Annotated in this window: 18 protein-coding genes; 10 read left to right on the top strand and 8 right to left on the bottom strand. The window is 43.6% G+C overall.

Annotation, left to right across the window (positions count from 1 at the left end; all coding sequences use genetic code 11):
• The first annotated feature begins 58 nt into the window (after positions 1-58).
• Positions 59-1,690: a S8 family peptidase gene (locus tag C6344_RS15060; protein WP_066031381.1), complete on the top strand. Its 1,632-nt coding sequence runs from the start codon at positions 59-61 to the stop codon at positions 1,688-1,690.
• A gap of 39 nt (positions 1,691-1,729) precedes the next feature.
• Here the strand turns inward: C6344_RS15060 and C6344_RS15055 are convergent, their stop codons facing one another.
• Entirely contained in the window at positions 1,730-2,269 is a 540-nt protein-coding gene (locus C6344_RS15055; protein ID WP_106073066.1) for a ribonuclease FAU-1 family protein, read from the bottom strand.
• 113 nt (positions 2,270-2,382) lie between these two features.
• Here C6344_RS15055 and C6344_RS15050 point away from each other — a divergent pair, with 113 nt between their 5' ends.
• Complete coding sequence (locus C6344_RS15050) at positions 2,383-2,580, top strand: hypothetical protein (protein ID WP_066031382.1); 198 nt, start codon at positions 2,383-2,385, stop codon at positions 2,578-2,580.
• A gap of 47 nt (positions 2,581-2,627) precedes the next feature.
• Here the strand turns inward: C6344_RS15050 and C6344_RS15045 are convergent, their stop codons facing one another.
• On the bottom strand, positions 2,628-3,176 hold the full coding sequence (locus C6344_RS15045; RefSeq protein WP_066031383.1) for a GNAT family N-acetyltransferase: 549 nt from the start codon (positions 3,174-3,176) through the stop codon (positions 2,628-2,630).
• Between the two features lie 214 nt (positions 3,177-3,390).
• On the opposite strand from C6344_RS15045, the gene C6344_RS15040 reads away from it, so the two are divergent.
• Positions 3,391-4,608 carry a multidrug effflux MFS transporter gene (locus tag C6344_RS15040; protein ID WP_066031384.1) on the top strand — a complete coding sequence of 406 codons (1,218 nt, stop codon included), beginning with the start codon at positions 3,391-3,393 and terminating at the stop codon, positions 4,606-4,608.
• A 13-nt stretch (positions 4,609-4,621) separates the two neighbouring features.
• On the opposite strand, the gene C6344_RS18900 is transcribed toward C6344_RS15040, so the two are convergent.
• The 4 genes from C6344_RS18900 to C6344_RS15025 all read right to left on the bottom strand — a co-directional run bounded on the left by C6344_RS18900 (position 4,622) and on the right by C6344_RS15025 (position 6,614).
• Positions 4,622-4,792: a hypothetical protein gene (locus tag C6344_RS18900; RefSeq protein WP_181185465.1), complete on the bottom strand. Its 171-nt coding sequence runs from the start codon at positions 4,790-4,792 to the stop codon at positions 4,622-4,624.
• Positions 4,789-5,376, bottom strand: coding sequence for a DUF1700 domain-containing protein (locus C6344_RS15035; RefSeq protein ID WP_066031385.1), 588 nt, complete (start codon positions 5,374-5,376; stop codon positions 4,789-4,791). The genes C6344_RS18900 and C6344_RS15035 overlap by 4 nt, the downstream gene beginning before the upstream one ends.
• Positions 5,369-5,686: a PadR family transcriptional regulator gene (locus C6344_RS15030; RefSeq protein WP_034664309.1), complete on the bottom strand. Its 318-nt coding sequence runs from the start codon at positions 5,684-5,686 to the stop codon at positions 5,369-5,371. The genes C6344_RS15035 and C6344_RS15030 overlap by 8 nt, the downstream gene beginning before the upstream one ends.
• 97 nt (positions 5,687-5,783) lie before the next feature.
• Positions 5,784-6,614, bottom strand: a complete 831-nt coding sequence (locus C6344_RS15025) for a YitT family protein (RefSeq protein WP_066031792.1) — start codon at positions 6,612-6,614, stop codon at positions 5,784-5,786.
• A 335-nt stretch (positions 6,615-6,949) separates the two neighbouring features.
• Here C6344_RS15025 and mmuM point away from each other — a divergent pair, with 335 nt between their 5' ends.
• From mmuM to C6344_RS15010, 3 genes are all read left to right on the top strand, one after another.
• Positions 6,950-7,888, top strand: coding sequence for a homocysteine S-methyltransferase (gene mmuM, locus C6344_RS15020; RefSeq protein ID WP_060595451.1), 939 nt, complete (start codon positions 6,950-6,952; stop codon positions 7,886-7,888).
• Positions 7,889-7,934: 46 nt separating this feature from the next.
• Entirely contained in the window at positions 7,935-9,338 is a 1,404-nt protein-coding gene (gene mmuP, locus C6344_RS15015; RefSeq protein WP_060595450.1) for an S-methylmethionine permease, read from the top strand.
• Positions 9,339-9,460: 122 nt separating this feature from the next.
• A complete protein-coding gene (locus tag C6344_RS15010; RefSeq protein ID WP_034664315.1) occupies positions 9,461-10,081 on the top strand; it encodes a hypothetical protein in 621 nt (206 codons plus the stop codon).
• A 344-nt stretch (positions 10,082-10,425) separates the two neighbouring features.
• Here the strand turns inward: C6344_RS15010 and C6344_RS15005 are convergent, their stop codons facing one another.
• Both C6344_RS15005 and C6344_RS15000 read right to left on the bottom strand, forming a co-directional pair.
• Positions 10,426-10,908, bottom strand: coding sequence for an Ig-like domain-containing protein (locus C6344_RS15005; protein WP_060595449.1), 483 nt, complete (start codon positions 10,906-10,908; stop codon positions 10,426-10,428).
• A 106-nt stretch (positions 10,909-11,014) separates the two neighbouring features.
• Positions 11,015-13,684 (bottom strand): S8 family peptidase, encoded by a 2,670-nt coding sequence (locus C6344_RS15000; RefSeq protein ID WP_106073065.1) that lies wholly within the window; start codon positions 13,682-13,684, stop codon positions 11,015-11,017.
• Positions 13,685-13,863: 179 nt separating this feature from the next.
• Here C6344_RS15000 and C6344_RS14995 point away from each other — a divergent pair, with 179 nt between their 5' ends.
• The 4 genes from C6344_RS14995 to mngB are packed head-to-tail and all read left to right on the top strand — an operon-like array spanning position 13,864 to position 18,558.
• Entirely contained in the window at positions 13,864-14,385 is a 522-nt protein-coding gene (locus C6344_RS14995; protein ID WP_223250468.1) for a PTS sugar transporter subunit IIA, read from the top strand.
• The gene (locus tag C6344_RS14990; RefSeq protein WP_007498438.1) at positions 14,382-14,711 is read left to right on the top strand and encodes a PTS fructose transporter subunit IIB; all 330 of its coding nucleotides are present in this window, start codon (positions 14,382-14,384) and stop codon (positions 14,709-14,711) included. The genes C6344_RS14995 and C6344_RS14990 overlap by 4 nt, the downstream gene beginning before the upstream one ends.
• Positions 14,712-14,747: 36 nt before the next feature.
• Positions 14,748-15,866 carry a PTS fructose transporter subunit IIC gene (locus C6344_RS14985; protein ID WP_034664325.1) on the top strand — a complete coding sequence of 373 codons (1,119 nt, stop codon included), beginning with the start codon at positions 14,748-14,750 and terminating at the stop codon, positions 15,864-15,866.
• A 28-nt stretch (positions 15,867-15,894) separates the two neighbouring features.
• Positions 15,895-18,558 carry a mannosylglycerate hydrolase gene (gene mngB / locus C6344_RS14980; protein WP_106073064.1) on the top strand — a complete coding sequence of 888 codons (2,664 nt, stop codon included), beginning with the start codon at positions 15,895-15,897 and terminating at the stop codon, positions 18,556-18,558.
• Positions 18,559-18,603: the final 45 nt, after the last annotated feature.

Below are 18,603 nucleotides of genomic sequence, written 5' to 3'. Positions count from 1 at the left end.
TCTAACCATCCTTCTCATTTCTCCGATATAATAGAGAAAAAAAGACGGAGGTCATCGTATGCAAGGGGCTATCGCCTTGAAAAAGAAAATATTCATAGTCATCGCGTTTCTTCTTGCGTTGACAACTGCTTTGCCCTACCATTCGCAGGCAGCTGCACCGCCAAAAGAAACAGATGTCATCATCGTCTATAAAAACCAAAAAGGAAAGCAAACGGCTATTGAAGAAAGTGAAAAAGTGAACGCTCAGTACATACATCTTCCCGCTGTCGCTGTGACAGCAGATGAACAAGCGGTCACCTCACTCAAAAAAGATCCAAACATCGCTTATGTCTCAAAAAACATAAAGGTTAAACTCGCTTCTTCTACTATGAAAAAAACCGCTGCCGCTACGGGTCAGAATTTTTTGGTTCAACAATCTTACAACTTGCAAAAGCTGAATGTAAAGCAAGCGATAAAAGAAGGCGTCACGGGGAAAAATGTGAAGGTAGCTGTTTTAGATACTGGTATTTCTCCACATGAGGATTTAAAGATATCCGGCGGGAAATCATTTGTGAAGTACACAACTTCCTATAAAGATGATCAAGGGCATGGCACACATGTCGCAGGCACGATTGGTGCGCTCAATAACGATTATGGCACAGTCGGCGTCGCTTCTGGTGCGAAGCTGTATGCTGTAAAAGTGTTAGATAAAAAGGGAGAAGGCGACTTGTACAGCCTGCTTCGAGGAATCGATTGGGCCATTAACAACAAGATGGATATTATGAATTTAAGCCTAAGTTTTGAAGACAATATCCCCATCTTGCATTCAGCAGTGGATGCGGCATACAAAAAAGGACTGCTTGTGGTCGCTGCAAGCGGGAATGATGGGAAGAAGAATTATATTAGCTACCCTGCCGCGTACAATAGCGTCATTGCCGTTTCTGCAACGACGGACAAAGACAAACTCGCGTCTCTCTCAAATACAGGGAAAGGCATTGAATTTTCTGCCCCTGGCCAGAACGTCATTAGCACTTATTTAAAGAATGAATATTGGTATGCAACAGGTACATCACAAGCTGCACCGCATGTCACAGGCATGCTGGCACTGTTGAAACAGCTTCATCCGAAGAAAACAAATGTACAGCTTCGCACCTTATTGCGCAGCTATACAGTGGATCTTGGCGCAAAAGGAAGGGATCCACAATTCGGCTATGGCCGCATGCAATATATACCACAATCAAGCTTTTTGAAGGCTGCGACCAGCGCTGTCAAAACAGCCGAAACATCTAAAAAGCAGGCAGATGTCAATCAAGCCAAAACGAGAATTGGCAGACTCACTGCAAGTAAACAAAAAACAGCACTCACCGAACGGGTGAAAAAAGTACAAGGAACCATTGATATCCGTTCCGCACGTGCAAAGGTCCAAACAGCCGAAAAAAGCAAAACACAAGGCGCCATTAAAAGCGCCCAAACGGCTATCAAAAAGCTAAACAAAGGCAAAGAAAAAACAAGCCTCCAAAACCGGCTCGACAAAGTCAAAAAACAGGTCGCCTATCAAAAGAAAGTGACAGACGCCAAACAAAAGGTCAAAAAAGCAGAAGCCAAACGAACAAAGAAAACAAAAGCAGCAGCGCAAACCGCTGTGAAACAGTTAAAAGCTTCTAAAACGAAAACCAGTTTACAAAAACGATTGAACCGGATCAAAGTGTAACAGAAAAAAAACGATTCCTCGCTTTAAAGGAATCGTTTTTTATTTCAACAGCGGCGCAAACAAGCTGTGATGATATTTCCCTTCGACATCTGCCCTCACTTGATCGAGTATGCTTTCTAACGAAGCCATCACACCCTCTAATGCCTGGCGCACTGAACCTTGTTCAAAAGCCGCTAAACTCTCCGGCAATTCATCTTCATCCAACACAAAGAAATGACCATTCGGCAGAACGAGAAGATCAATAATGAGGTCTTCAAATATGACCAGCTGGCCGTTGAACCATGTATTCCCCACAATATTAAAATAAGACCCAAGTTCCTTCCCTTGATCATCCCTCCAGAAGTAAATATTGTAAGGTCGATCCTTCCAATAATAAGCGGTCGTATAGCTCCCTTTTGGAATCGTCAGAGCACCATCACCTGCCCTCATCGTAAACGTGTCTTCGATCTTGTGAAACAGCACAGCCTGCTGCTCCTGTGCGTCTAACAGCTGACAAGTATATTCCACGACCTTCTGATCGTATTTGATTTTCCTCTCGATTACTTCATCCCAACGATCCGCACGTAGCGAAAACAACATGTCACAACTCCCTCTGCATCTAGTTTCTCTCTTTCCAGTATACACCGATTTTTTTTGAAGAAATAAAGGGTTGCTGCATTTACTTATGGAAGACCTATGATGAAGTGAAATAAATGAACGGAATCACGATTTTTGAAAACCTTACAGAGCTTGGACAAATCATCCTCTTTTTATGCAGCTATGCCTTTTATTGGCGGCTGGTGAAAACGAAGAGAGAACGAAAGCTGTCCCTTTACAAACGCGTGTTAAAAGTCATGTTCGGTTTAATTTCGTGGGGGGTATCATATTGGGCGCTTGTACTGTGGGCGTAAATTGAAAAAAGGAAGAGCTGTCCCTGAAGGACGTGCTCTTCCTTTTATTACGAGTGATGTGATGAACCAGCCGGCTGTTCTTTCTGGATAACATATTGATAGCTCTTGACATGCGTCCCATTTTGATTCACAAATTCTTTATCTAGTGCACGCTCAAAGCCCATTCTTTCATATAGACGAATGGCAGCCTGCATTTTATCAGATGTATGAAGATACAGGACATTTTCGCCCCATGATTGCGTAAGTTCAATACTTTTACGTAACAATGACTCTGCAATTCCTTTTCCCCTAACATCGGGATCTACTCCTAAAAACCGGACGATGGCTGATGTAATGCCCATTTCGGGTTTGTCATACGCTTGCTCTGATGACCGAAACATTTGAAGCGTCCCCACGACCTTGCCTTCAAGCTCCGCCACAAGCATCAGCTCCATGTTCGGATTATCTACAGCTGCTGCAAGCGCAGCAGAATAATTTTGCCAGCCTTCCTCTGTAAATTGAGGCTCATACTGTGAATAGGATTTGATTAGTACATGCCTGATCGCTTCATGATCTTCTTTGACTGCTTGACGAATGATCAGCTCTTGCTGCTTCATGTCAGCACCTCCTGTTGCTTATTGCTAGATATACGTATCATGCAAATACTGCATGTCGATGACCTTGTTCTTTTCTCTACTCATTCAATGTAAAGAGTCTCATTCGAAAGATCAATCATTTTGCACGGAATCCATCTTTGAAAATTTCTATTGAAAAGGAACGCTTGATTCATTATGCTGTTTTGAGGAAGTATACGAGGAGTGTAGTAATCATATGAGTTCTTTATCTTATCCCCAAGAATCGAAAAAAAATCGATTTCTCCTTGCTGCATTGCTTGGGTCTTTAACAGCCCTTGCACCGCTTGCAATGGATATGTATTTACCTGCTTTGCCTAATATTGCGCGTGATTTTGAAGCAAGCACGGCTTTGTCCCAATTAAGTCTTATGGCTTGTCTTATTGGACTGGCGCTTGGACAGCTGATTGCAGGTCCTATTAGTGATACGATCGGCAGAAGAAAACCGCTGATGATCGGCTTAATCATTTTTATAGCCTCATCACTTTTATGTACGGTAGTCACATCGATTTGGATGTTCATCCTCTTAAGATTGATTCAAGGGCTCGCTGGTTCAGCTGGCATTGTCATTGCACGAGCCATTGTGCGAGATCATTATGAAGGATCAGAAATGACGAAATTCTTTGCACTGCTGATGTTGGTCAACGGGGTTGCTCCGGCAGCGGCACCTATTGTGGGCGGACAGATTTTACGCTTTACAACATGGCAGGGTGTATTTGTTCTACTAGGAATTCTCGGGGCCTTGATGCTGCTGAGATCCATTTTTTCACTACAAGAAAGTTTACCTGTGGAGCGCAGACAGACTGGGGGCTTTCAACAGATTGTTGGTGCCATGAAAATTTTAGCGAGTGATCGTCTCTTTGTTGGGTATGCCCTCTCGCAGGGTCTTGTATTCGCAGCGATGTTTGCCTATATTTCTGGCTCACCGTTTGTGCTCCAGGATCTTTTCCACCTTTCTCCACAAGGATTTAGTGCTGCCTTTGCAGTGAACAGTCTTGGCATCATCATGGCTGGACAAGTATTTGCCCGTGTCGCTGTAAAAATCGGCGAAGAGAAAGTTCTTCGCATTGGATTGCTGACAGCTGCCTTAGGCGGCGTCACCTTATTTTTGATGATCTCCATTGATGCAGGATTGTATGGCATTCTCATTCCATTGTTTTTTGTTGTCTCAAGCGTCGGAATTGTCGGTACGTCCGCGCCGTCTCTTGCGATGCAGCATCATGGAGCGCATGCAGGAAGTGCAGCTGCCCTCATCGGGGTGGCACAAATGCTGCTAGGCGCATGCATGACACCTCTTGTCGGACTAGCGGGAAGCCAAACAGCCTTTCCAATGGGCCTGATCATTATGCTTTGTGAACTAGGTGCACTTTGCTGTTATTTCTTCTTTGTGGTTCGAGCGAAAAAAAGACCCGCATAAGCGGGTCTTTCATTTATGGCTTGTTCCAATTGATAGTGCGAAACACATTGTTCTGGTCATTGTTGTGATATGCATCTAGGTCAAAGCCTGATAGTCCAAAACCAATTGCCATGATCATTCCTCCGACAACGGTGAAGATGATCCCCCATTTGATGCATTGCTTTTTTAAATCATTCACATTCATATTCTCACGACCTTCTTTTTAAACATTCCCATGAATGCCTTAGTGGTTTGAACAGTCATTTGAACAAATAGCTTTGTCAAATACACCGTGGCTATGCCGCATAATAATCCGACACCTAATAGAAGAATACCCACTCCAACCTGCGTCACCACCACATGCAAACCGTCCTGAAAAATAAATGGAGAACCAATGATGCTCCAAAAACCTCCGAGCAGACCAGTGAGCGTCAATGCACCTGTGACGAGCGGAACGCACCAAACCACCATATAGACAGAAAGAATCAGCAGAATGACCGTTGCTAAAATACTTCCCCATAACGGAAAGCCCAAAATGAGAATGGAAAGCCTTGTAGCTTTTTCTCCGAACGTCGGCACCTGAGCAGTTTTGATTCCTTGTTCCTTCATAATCCCCTCAGCGATGATTGAAGGCTGACCCACTTGATGAACAGCTTCCTGTTCGCTGTAGCCATCTTCCTGATAATCCTCGATCATTTCATCGTAATATTCGATGAACCGATCACTTTCTTTTTCGCCTAGACGATGCAGGTGCTTCTCTAAGCTGGCTAAAAATTCTTTTTTATTCATTGCCCTGTCCTCCAGAAATAAAGTCGTAAATCGCCATTACTTGATCCCATTCCGCTAAAAACTGCGCCATATGCTCACGGCCGCTATTTGTCATTCGGTAGTACTTTCTTAATCGACTGTTATGTTCCTGGGAATAGGTCTCCACATAGTTGTTTTGCTCTAACCGCTTTAATATCGGATATAATGTCGATTCTGAAATCTCAATACAATGGGACATATCTTTAATAATTTGATAACCATAGGAATCGCCTTTCTTTAATACCGCCAGTACACAGAATTCCAGCAAACCTTTTTTTAATTGTGCATTCATGATTACAACTCCTAACCATTTATACTATACAATACATAGTATGATGTGACAAGAGGTATAGAGCATAAAAAAAGACCCGGTTAAGGTCTTTTCAGGTTTATATATTCACAAATCCTTCTCCGAACACATCACGCACGTCATGGACAACAACGAATGCGTCTCGATCAATTTTCTTGATGATTTTCTTTAGGCGCATGAGCTCTTGCTTTTGAATGACTGCGTAGAGAATCTCCTTCGATTCCTTTGAATAATGACCGCGTCCGTTTAAAATCGTCACGCCTCGATCCAAAGTGTGATTGATTTCTTCAGCAATATCATCTTTGCATGAAGAAATAATCGTTACTGCCTTTTTCGTGTTAAGCCCTTCTATCACGAAGTCCATCACCTTTGTTGCCACGTACAGCATCACAATGGTGAACATTAATTTTTCCGCACCAATAATAAAGTAGGAAGCAAATACGACGATCAGATCAAAGAACAAGATGGCATAGCTCACGTTCCAGTCTAAATACTTGTTGGCAATTCTTCCGAGTATGGCAGAACCCGCCGTTGTACCGCCTGCTCTTAGCACAAGACCAATTCCAATACCGATGATAATTCCTGCGAAAATCGCTCCAATGATCAATTCATGTACATTCACGACCCATGTTGTGGTCAGGTGTAAAAATAGGGAGTTACTTGCGACGGCAACCACAGTATAAATCGTCGTCTTCTTGTCCAAATATTTATACCCCACAAGCAGCAGGATGGAATTAAACACCAGGTTCGTCAGCCATGGTGCAATTTCAAACAAATAATAGAAAATGATGGACAGCCCCGTTACACCGCCTTCACCAAATTCAAGTGGAATGACAAACATGTTCACTGCTGCAGCAAATAAAAAAGAACCAATCAGAATCATAGCCAAATCTTTTACACATTTTTTCAATTTCTTCTTTCCTCCTTTTCTAAGCATATAAAAAACCCTCTTTCTGCACGAAAGAAGACAGTCGTTGGACAAAATAAAAATCAAAAGACAGCGCCTTTTGATGAAGCTTTCTGAAATGAACCTTTCCATAATATATATCTCTTTTTAGAGGCTGTCAATGACTTGGTTTTCTATTATTTTGACTGCATGTTTATGCACCGGAACCCGCATGTTTTCAAGGTTTTTCCGCGATATCATGCTTTTTCCTCTCCTTGACAAAAACACTTTAGTCATTTAAACTACTGCCTCATATCATATCCATCATTTCCAACTAAAAAGGAGGGTGTTCGATTCCGATGAATCCTATTCAAAGCCGTTTACAGCCTCACGCACCTTTGGTTTTAGACGGTGCACTTGCAACGGAGCTTGAACGAAAGGGCTGCGATTTAAACGATCGTTTATGGTCAGCCAAAATACTCATTGAACAGCCAGAATTGATTCAGCAAGTACACTTGGATTACTTCCAAGCCGGAGCTGACTGTGCCACAACAGCGAGCTACCAAACAACGATTGATGGCTTCGCTGAAAAAGGCTATACAAAAGAAGAAGCCATTGAACTAATGAAACGATCTGTCACTTTAGCAAAAGAGGCACGCGATCTTTTTTGGCAGGATGAAGCGCGTCGTAAAGGGCGGACAAAACCATTTGTCGCAGGATCTGTGGGGCCATTCGGCGCTTATTTGTCTGATGGTTCAGAATATAAGGGAAATTACGGACTCACGGAGCAGGCACTTATTGATTTTCACAGACCAAGAATTCAGGCATTAGTAGAAGCTGGTGCAGACATTCTTGCATGTGAAACGATCCCTTGTCTGATTGAAGCAACGGCTATCGCAAAGCTGCTGCAAGATGAATTCAGTGGTGTATGTGCTTGGATTACTTTCAGCGCGAAGGATGACCTTCATATTAGTGAAGGTGATTTGCTCAGAGAATGTGTACAAGCATTGGAACCTTATGAACAGATCGCTGCTGTTGGTGTAAACTGTACGCCGCCGCAATTTATCTCTTCTCTCATTCAAGAGATGAAAAAGGGGACGAGCAAGCCGATTGTCGTGTATCCAAACTCAGGAGAATTATATGATCCTGAAGAAAAGGTATGGAGCGGGGATACATCTCAGCATACATTTGGTGAATGTGCGCATCAATGGTACAAAGACGGCGCGCATATCATCGGCGGCTGCTGCCGGACGACCCCAGAAGATATCACGGACATCTTAAAACAAACCACATCATAGCACCACGAATCATCACACATACTTCTAAGCAAAAGGGCGGGAAGACATGGAACAAGCAAAAGATCAGTCACAACAATATCAACGAAAAATGACGAGCCGCCACCTGTTCATGCTTTCTCTAGGCGGCGTTATTGGAACAGGGCTCTTTTTAAGCTCTGGGTATACCATCAATCAGGCAGGACCCGCAGGAACGATTCTTGCCTATCTTGTCGGGGCATTAATTGTGTACCTAGTGATGCTCTGTTTAGGCGAGCTATCTGTCGCAATGCCGGTTACAGGGGCCTTTCATACGTATGCAACAAAATACATTGGACCCGGCACAGGCTATACAGTCGCTTGGCTCTACTGGCTGACATGGACAGTGGCACTCGGTTCGGAATTTACAGCGGCAGGCCTTTTAATGCAGCGCTGGTTCCCAGACACATCGGTTTGGATGTGGAGCGGCGTTTTTGCTCTTCTCATCTTTTTACTCAATGCTTTTACAGTTAAGTTCTTTGCAGAATCGGAATTTTGGTTTTCCAGCATTAAAGTAATGGCTATTATTCTCTTTATTATCCTTGGCGGAGCTGCGATGTTTGGCTTGATTCCATTAAAGGGCGGTGAGGCCGCTCCGTTCTTTTCTAACTTCACTGGAGAAGGCGGACTTTTCCCAAACGGCTTTTTACCAATTTTAATGACGATGCTAGCCGTCAATTTTGCTTTTTCAGGTACGGAGTTAATTGGAATTGCTGCGGGTGAAAGCGTCAATCCTGACGAGACCATTCCAAGAGCGATTCGCACAACCGTACTGCGTCTTGTCCTGTTTTTCGTTGGAACGATCGTGGTCTTAGCCGGCTTGATCCCAGTGGAAGAAGCCGGGGTGATCAAAAGTCCATTTGTTGTGGTGTTTGATCGAATCGGGATTCCATATGCCGCAGATTTCATGAATTTTGTCATTTTGACAGCGATCTTATCTGCTGCAAACTCTGGACTATACGCGTCATCCCGTATGCTCTGGTCACTTTCTGAGGAACGGACACTGCCTAAGAAACTTGCAAAGCTGACATCAAAAGGAATTCCTTTGAATGCACTGATTTTAAGTATGATCGGCGGTATTCTTTCTTTGTTATCAAGTGTCATCGCACCCGAAACGGTATACCTTGTCCTTGTTTCGATCTCTGGACTGGCCGTTGTAATCGTGTGGATGGGGATTGCTGCGTCACAGTTGATGTTTCGGAAACGTTTTTTACAGGAAGGCGGACAGCTCCATGATCTTTCCTTTCGAACCCCGCTCTATCCAGTGGTTCCAATTGCTGCCTTCCTCCTGTGTTTTGCATCTGTCATCGGTATTGCCTTTGATCCAAATCAGCGGATTGCCCTCATCTGCGGCATTCCTTTCATCGCGCTCTGCTATGCTGCCTATTATGTGACAGCTTGGATTCAGAAAAAACGAGAAGAACCTGGTGTATAGCACCAGGTTTTTTAAAGTATAAACAACTTGACAAAAAAGGATATCGCTAGCAAAAGAAACACACATTGGTATATGATAGGAATCTATGATTTTCAGGATGAACCAAGGGAGTTGTCACTAATATGGAAATGACCATTACAAGAGCATTAAGTGAACTGAAAATGTTAGATAAGAGAATCAACCGAACCGTTGATGAAGCCGTACTTGGTGGATTGATGATCGGGAAACATATACAGCACGGGTTTCAAAATCAAGAAGAAATCGAAAAAAAGGCGAAGGCTGATGACCAATCGATTCAAGCATTAATCAAACGCCGGAATGCCATCAAATCAGCCATTGTTGTGTCGAATGCGACCACAACAATTGATGTAGCGGGTGTCAGCATGACGGTGGCAGAAGCGATTGAACGGAAGACGTCCATTGAATACGATATTCGTTATTTACGGAAATTAAAAAAGGTGTACACAGAACTAGTAGACAAAGCAGAACAAACCAATGAAGATGTGAAAAAGAGACTCGACCAGCATTTAGAAACCTTGTTTGGAAAAGACGGAAAAACACAAGCGGCTGCCAACCAAGAGATCGTCAAGTCGTTCCTAGCTGAAAATGAGGCAACGATCATCGATCCGCTTCGTCTTCGAGTGAAGATTGAAAAGCTTTCGAACGAAATTGAGGATTTTCAAATGGAAGTTGATTTTTCCTTGTCTGAAAGCAATACACTGACGAAAATACAGATCGATTAATTGATTTTGTTAGTGAGCCGAAAATCGATAGAACTAAACACCTCCGAGGGAAAGGTCATTCCCTCCTCATCTGATCATCTCTGGATGATCCTTGATAAAAGCTCAAAGCTGAAGGTTCAAGGATCAACGTTCAAGTGTGAAAGTTCTTATCCATCAAAGCTCAGAATTAAAAGGTAAACACTCGATCAAATCTGGGAGTCACGGCTCATGAGTGTTTGTTTATCGACTCTTTCGGTTGCCGCCCAGCAGGTTTGCTAACAAAAAGAAAAGGATGTCAAATGATGACATCCTTTTTTCTATGAAAAAAACGACAGGGCTTTCGCCAAGTCGCCTCTTCCAGCAGATTAGTAACGTGATGTATATGCCAAATGGTATACACTTGTGACATTTGAAGATAGCTTGATGTCGTTTGAAGTGAACGTCACTGGAACGATATCGTAGTAATGTGTAGACCAGCCTGCATTATTGTATGTTTGGTAGCCTGCACCTGCAGGAACTTGAAACGTCAGTGAAAATTGTCCATTTACGTCTGTTGTGCCTGTCGCTGTTTGAGCATATGATTTGATTGCTGCTTCAAAATAAAGCTGGATCGGCTGATTGGGCATGAGATTTCCACTTGCATCTTTTAGTGTTCCTTTAAACGTAGCTGGATAATAAGAACCCACGCGATATTTACTGCCATAGCCGTAATTCACCAATCCACTATCGGCTGCTGTAACACTTGTTACTTGTACAGATGCTGGTACTGCTCCTGTTTCCTCTGCATGTGCAAAGGTTGGGAATACGAGAAGCAATGATAGAAAGAAAGCAAACATCATTTTTTTCATCGATAAATCCTCCTTTTTTTCCTACTATATTACCATCGACATTAATTGGTATTTTTCCAGTAACAAACAAAAGAACTTCCCTTTTTTAGAAAGGGAAGTTCTTCTCTTACTTTTTCACAACAACAACCTTCACCGCTTTGCTTTCTCTTTTTCTCACATCAGAAGCGGTCACATACAAGACTGTTTTGGCTTTTTGCGGTTTTATTTGGGCAGTAAATGCGCCCTTGTTATTCGTTTTCACCGTTTTGATGACTTTCTTTGATTTGTTTTTCACTTTAATGGTCAATCCTGCACCCGCAGTACCTTTGACCGTTTTACTTTTGACCGTTACTTTTCCCACTTTCGGCTTAGCTGGTGCTTTGCCTTTTTTGACGACTGTTTTGAGCGTTGTAGCGGCCTTTCCTTTTGAAATCTTAATGTGAAGGACTTTGTTTTTGTTCTGATGCTTGATCTTCACACTAAAAGTTCCATTTTTGCCTGCTGTGCCTTTTCCAAGCAGGGTTCTGCCTCTATACACAGAAATAGCAGCGCCGGCCTTTGCTTTACCTGTCACCTTTTGATGCTGATCCTCCACTTTGCTCACAGATGCATTCAGTTCGACAGCACTTAAAGCAGCAAATGCATTCAGTCTGCCATGACCTGTCATCCAATCAATACCTGGAATTTTCGGATCGACAATTGGCTCATCGTTTTCATCATAGAAAACGTCATCTTTTCCATCAACAGATGTAAAGGAGATCTTATCTGCTGTGCTTTGCAAGATATTCCTTACTTGATTTGGCTTCAAGGATGGATTTTTAGAAAGCAGTAATCCTGCTGCCGCTGCCACATATGGTGTCGCCATTGATGTCCCGCTCAGATATGAGACATTCCCATCTGGCATTAAGCTTGGAATATCAGATCCTGGTGCAGACATGCTCAGTCCTTTACCGTAGCTTGAGAATTCAGCGGCAATATCCATACGGTTGCTTGCGCCAATGGCCATTGCATACTTTGATGTCGCAGGATAGCCCATTTCTGGAACGCCATCATTTCCACTCGCCACGACCACTAGTACATTTCTTTGAGCCGCGTAGTTCATTGCGTATTCAATCACCCTGCTGTAGTAGCCGCCAAGGCTCATGTTGATGACCTTTGCACCTTTATCCACTGCATGCTTGATTCCAAGTGCAATATGCTCTGTATCTCCAAAGCCATAGGCATCCAGCACCTTCACCGGAATGATGCCCGTATGTTGATTGAGACCTGCCATGGAGTAATGATTATCGGCTTTTGCGGCAATGATGCCGGCAACATGCGTACCGTGTCCATTGTCATCAATCGCATCTTTGTTTCGTCCAATGAGATTCGCACCTAAGTCCGTACGAACAGTCCCGCTTAAATCAGTCAAACGACTGTCTACACCTGTATCCACAACTGCAATCAATGTTTGCTTCATCTTGCTTGTGCCAATCAGTGTATTCATTTGTTCAAACTTCACATCAGCGCCTTTTTTCCCGCTGTTTTGCGCACTGTTTTTCAGTGGCCACTGGTAACCATACTGCACGTCATTGCTAAGTGCACGATACGTTTGAACAGGCTCCGCAAATTCAACATTCGGCATACTGGACAGCTTTCTTGCAGTGCTTTTGATCACAGCTTTGCCTGCTTTTAGTGTCTTCCCAGCTGATTCTTGCCCTGCTGGTACATCATAGACATACATTCCTTTAAACAAAGGACTTACTGACTGCGATGTCACGCGGTTTTCTTGGATTCCATAGCTTTTCATCTTCTTTTTCGCAGATTGAAGCGTTTGGCCATCCTTTAATTTAAAAATGATCTTATTCGTCTTCACTTTCTCTTCTTTTACAAGCTTTTGCTTCTCTAATACATAACCGATCGATTTTCCTTCAAGCTGATCGATTCCAATATTTTGACTCACTGCTTCTAATTCCTTCTTTAAATAGGCAGGACTTGCTCCTTTGAGCATATCAAAAAGGGAACGGATCGCCTGTTGTTCTTTCTCTGTCACGATATGACCGCTAAATGCACCATTTTTCTCTACGTCATTTAGCAGTGACTTTAATGTCAGCAGATGATTGTATACCTTTTGCTGCTCATTTTTTTGTTTGATGAGCTTCAATTTGAGAAATGGCTTTGTCTTTTGGAGCAGGCGACTCAGCTTCTGACCATTTGGTGTTTCATTAAAACGTTTATCTTCAATTGTACGCATCGATTGGAGAATTTCGCGCCCGTACTTTTTCTCAATAATAATGATGTCAGGCTCATCGTCTTCAGGGAAAACGGGTTCAGAAGGCGGAAGGTTAGCTCCTTTATACCCAATTGTATAGGCCGCATCCTCTTCCTCATCACGGCTGTCTTCCTCCGACCCTAAATAGAGCACTTTGACAAAATAAGGACCTGACCATGCATGCGGGAAGTCGATCTCTGTCTCTCCACTTGCAGTGTCCACACGATATCTGGAATAAGTGTCATCCTTCATCGCTCTGTCCTTGCTTGGATAGACCGATACGGACAACACTTGTTTACTTTTTACAGAAATTTTCATATGCGTATGTTTTGCCACCTCTTGTGCAGATGGCGTGATTTGGTACCATGACTCTTCCTTTTCATTCTGTAATGTACCTGAAATCACTTCACCATTTTTTAACCCAATGGCTTCATTGACAGTTGTTCCTTTACTGGCAGCTGCTGCCTCATATCCAGGTAATGCCGCCATACAGAGAATGATGGCCATGAGTACGATCACACAGGATTTGACCTGCTTTTTGAACATGAAAAGACCCCCTTATCTTTTGTAATACCTTGGAAGAATATCACAGAAATGCATTTAGTAGAATCTGTTTTTTACATAATTAAACTCGTTTTAAGCTAGGATTTGAGATATCCAGAAAGTATGACAGATAGCTTCATAAACTTTTTGCCATTTCAAACGGAAAATGATGCTATTTAACCATGCCGAAAAGTACATTACAATCAACTTGTAAGCGCTTAACAAACAAGAGAGAAGGGATCAGCTTGTTCCAAAAAGATCATGTTTTCACACAAGTAAACGGACGATCAAAGAATGAGATTTTACAATACATTGCCGAGAAAGCTGAAGACCTTCAGATTACAAACGATCAGGCGGGGTTATTATCCGATTTGTTGACACGCGAAGACGAAGTCTCAACAGGACTTCAGCAAGGCTTCGCCATTCCTCATACAAAAAGCTCCGCTGTACAAACGGCTTCACTTCTATTTTTAGAGTTAGAACAACCGATTGAATGGGGAAGCTTCGACGATTTGCCCACAAGCTATTTATTTACACTGCTCGTTCCATTAGAAGAAGCAAATGTCACACACTTGAAATTACTGTCAGGGATTGCGACAAGCCTCATGGAACCGGCTTTCATCGAAAAGATACAACCAGGTCAAACCGCTGACTATTATTACGAAGTCATTGAACAACAATTGAAAGAGGGGATTACACAATGAAAATTGTCGGTGTCACTTCATGTCCAGCAGGGTTAGCTCATACACCAATGGCAGCAAAGGCGTTAGAAAATGCGGGTAAACAGCTCGGTCACGAGATCAAAATCGAGCAGCAAGGGATTATGGGACAGGTAAATGGCATTACAGCAGAGGAAGCAAAACAGGCAGACCTTTGTATCATTGCCTCAAATCAGCATATCAACGATGCGGAACGTTTCTCAGGCATTCCCACAGTACGTGTCGAGATCGGACGCGCCTTAAAAAATGCCGAGCAAATCATCACAAAAGCCGTAGCACTTGTTGAAAAGAAAAAATCTGAATCTCAATAAACGTGAGCAATGCCATATAGAAAGGAGCAAAGCAAAATGAAAGCAAAATTAAAAGTCATTGAAGGCCATCTCATGACCGGTATTTCTTATATTCTTCCTGTGATCATCGGCGCCTCCCTTATCGTTGGTTTAGCAAAACTAGTCGGATTAGGATTTGGTGTTTCAGATTTAAACGCCTATAAGGATGCTGGCGGCATTTTACACGGCGCCTATTTAATGGAGCAGGTTGGCTGGACAGGCATTGGCTTAATGAACGTCCTGCTCGCTGGATTTATCGCCTATTCGATTGCGGATAAATCAGGTCTTGCGGCCGGCTTCATCGGTGGTGCCCTTGCCAGCTCAACGAATGCTGGATTTATCGGTGCCGTCATTGCAGGCTTCTTCGCAGGATATGTTGCTCTCTTTGTGAAACGAAAAATTCAAATTCAAGGCTCCGCAGCAGGACTCGTTCCTCTGCTCATCTTACCGCTTATTACCGTTGGCTTAACCGGACTTCTCATGTCCGTTCTGCTTGGCGGGCCATTAGGCGCTTTGAACACGGCATTAATTGAATGGATTAAAGGTATGGTCGCTGACGGCACAAGCACACTTGCACTCGCTCTGATTCTAGGTGCGATGATTGGCTTCGACCTTGGCGGACCGGTGAATAAATCCGCTTGGATGGCAGGTAATGCACTCTTCCTATCAGGCGTCTACCTCCCTGCCATCCTCGTCAATATTGCGATTGTCATTCCGCCGCTTGGATACGGGCTTGCGACATTGATTCGAAAACGCAACTTCTCTCCAACCTTTAGAGAAGCCGGACGAGGCGGGCTTGTGATGGGCATTATCGGTATTACGGAAGGGGCGATTCCTTTTACCCTTGTCAATCCTTTGAAATTAATTCCGCTCAATGTTGTCGCGTGTGCTGCTGGAAGCGGGGTCGCTGCATTATTAGGTGTTCATGACATCATGCCGCCAATTGGCGGGCTATACGGCTTCTTCTCAGTCGGAAACTGGTGGGCCTATTTAATCGGAGCCCTTACTGGCGCACTCGTCATCGGTATTGGCGCCAACCTGCTTGTGAATTTCTCTGAGAAAAAAGAGCCAAAAACGCCAGAACATGACCAGAAGCAGAAAGAAGAAGACGATTTTGACCTTGTGCTAGAAGGATAATTTGAACATAGAAAGGTGTCGTTGATCAATGACTGTCAATGTACATGTGATTCCACATACTCACTGGGACCGGGAATGGTATTTCACCACCTCCCGATCCCGTATCTACTTAATGAAAAGCGTAATGGACATTTTAGACACCCTTGAAACAGATGAAAGGTTCCATTACTTCATGCTCGATGCACAGGCATCCTTATTGGATGATTACTTGAAATGGCGCCCTGAGGATGAGAATAGAATCAAAAAGCTCGTCACAGCCAAACGTCTCATCATCGGCCCATGGTATACCCAAACCGACCAGCTCGTCATTTCAGGTGAATCGATTGTACGGAACCTGCAATATGGGATTGAACGCTGTCAGCAGTTCGGTCATGTGATGAAAGTCGGCTATGTCCCTGATTCCTTCGGTCAATCCGCGCAAATGCCTCAAATTTACCGTGGATTCGGCATTGTGGATACAGCTTTTTGGCGCGGTGTTTCAGACCATATGACGAATCACACTGAATTCAATTGGCAAGGTGCTGACGGCAGTGAGGTCTTTGCTGTGAACCTGCCATTTGGCTACTACTACGGTGGAAATATTCCTGAAAAGGATGAGGACTTACAAGCCTTTTTATCTGAAAAAATTGGTGCGCTGCAAGCAAAAGCAACCACAAAGAATGTCTATTTCCCAAATGGCTTTGACCAGGCACCGATCCGCAAAAACCTGCCTGACTTATTGGAAAAAGCCAATGAACTTAACGAGCACCACTATCAAATTAGCAGTTTAGAAGATTACATTGCAGCAGTAAAAAAAGAGCGGACGTCTTTTGAAACATTAGAAGGAGAGCTCATTCATGCGAAGCATATGCGGATTCACAAATCTATTTTTTCAACACGAGCTGATTTAAAAATCTTAAACAATCAAATTGAAAACTATCTCGTCAATGTGATGGAACCCATCCTAACGATTAGCTATTCACTCGGACACGACTATCCGCATGATACGGTTCGTGATATTTGGTACCTCATGTTTGAAAATGCAGCGCATGACAGCATTGGCGGCTGCAATAGCGACACGACGAATCAAGATGTCTTCTTCCGCTACAAGCAGGCAAAGGAAATCGCCGAGAATCTTGTGGACTTACACATGCGTCTCATTGCTATTCGACTGCAAACTGAGCAAGAAATCACATTCACGTTATTTAATACACTGCCTTCAAAGCGTTCTGAAGTCATTGAGGTCGAAACCTTTATCACGGAACGTCCATTTACACTAAAGGATGCAAACGGAAGAACGCTTCACTACACAGTGAAAAGCAAAACCGATGTCACAGATTATGTGCTGGCACAGCAAATTTCTCTTAACCCAAGTAAAGATGTGTACATGCCAAAACAAGTATGGAAAGCCATTCTGCTGATTGAAGCCGCCAGCTTACCGTCCGTTGGTTATACACAAGTCAGCATGGTTTTCGATGAATCGAGCGAATCTGTATGGGAACAAACAGAAGGACGCGCGATTGAAAATACGTATTACCGCATAGCGGCAAATGACAACGGATCGCTGGACATCACAGATAAACAAACAGGCCGGACATTCTCTGAGCAAATGATCTTTGAAGACAATGGAGACGATGGAGATTCCTACAACTATTCCCCGCCGCGCGAAGATCTGTATGTGTCATCCAAGGATCTTTCTTCAGCAGACATCACAGTGTCTAAAAGCGGCCTGCAGGAAGAGCTCACCATCCAGCTTACTCTCACTGTCCCATATGACTTAGAAGAGCGCTCTCAGCAATCGGTCACGACTTCACTCCCGATCACAGCGAAGGTGGCATTAAACAAAGATGAGCCTGTCATCCGTTTTCATGTCGATGTCGACAATCATGCGTTAGACCATCGTCTGCGTGTCCTCTTTGATACAGGCATCGCATCAAAGGTATCACTGAGCGATCAGCAGTTTGGAACCATCGAACGCCCAACAGAGCTCACGCAAGAGCTTGAATGGTGGAGCAATGAGCATTGGGAAGAAAAACCGATCACCATTGAACCGATGCAATCCTTTACTGCACTTCGTGATGAAGCATATGGTGTCGCTCTATTGACCGACTGTGTGAGAGAATACCAGATCACAGGAGAAGGCTACACAACGATTGCGTATACGCTCTTCCGCTGTTTCGGAAAAATGGGGAAAGAAAATCTTCTTTACCGTCCAGGCCGCGCATCTGGGGAAAAAATTGTTGAGACACCTGACGCTCAGCTGCAAGGTGCACTGTCGTTCTCATTTGGCATGCACTATAGCAAGGACGCTGTCAGCGAGGGGCACTTAGCGCAGCTTGCTAAGCGGTATACCACCCCAGTTCAATGCTACGAACGGGCAGACTTTTTAAACGGTCGTTTAATTTTCTCTTTCCGAGATGAAAAAGAAGACTTACAATCTACTTATAGCCTGCTTGACATTGAGACAGACGGAGCCATTCTAAGCGCTCTAAAAAAAGAAGAGCATGGAACAGGCATTGTCATCCGTCTCTTCAATCCATATTTAACGCGTCAAACAGCCGCTTCAATCAATAGTTCATCTCTACAACACGGAGAAACAGCGAATTTAGGCGAAACACCTGAAGGACATATACTCAAAGCACAACATGGATCATTACACATTGAACCGCTCACACCTTGTCAGGTACAAACCTACATTGTAAAGAAAAAATGAACATGTAGGGGCGGGGTCCATTTGGATTCCGCCCCTCTTTAATGG

Source organism: Bacillus sp. GBSW19 (genome assembly GCF_002998655.1).
GTDB lineage: Bacteria > Bacillota > Bacilli > Bacillales > Bacillaceae > Bacillus.
This window is presented reverse-complemented; position numbering and strand designations above follow the sequence as displayed.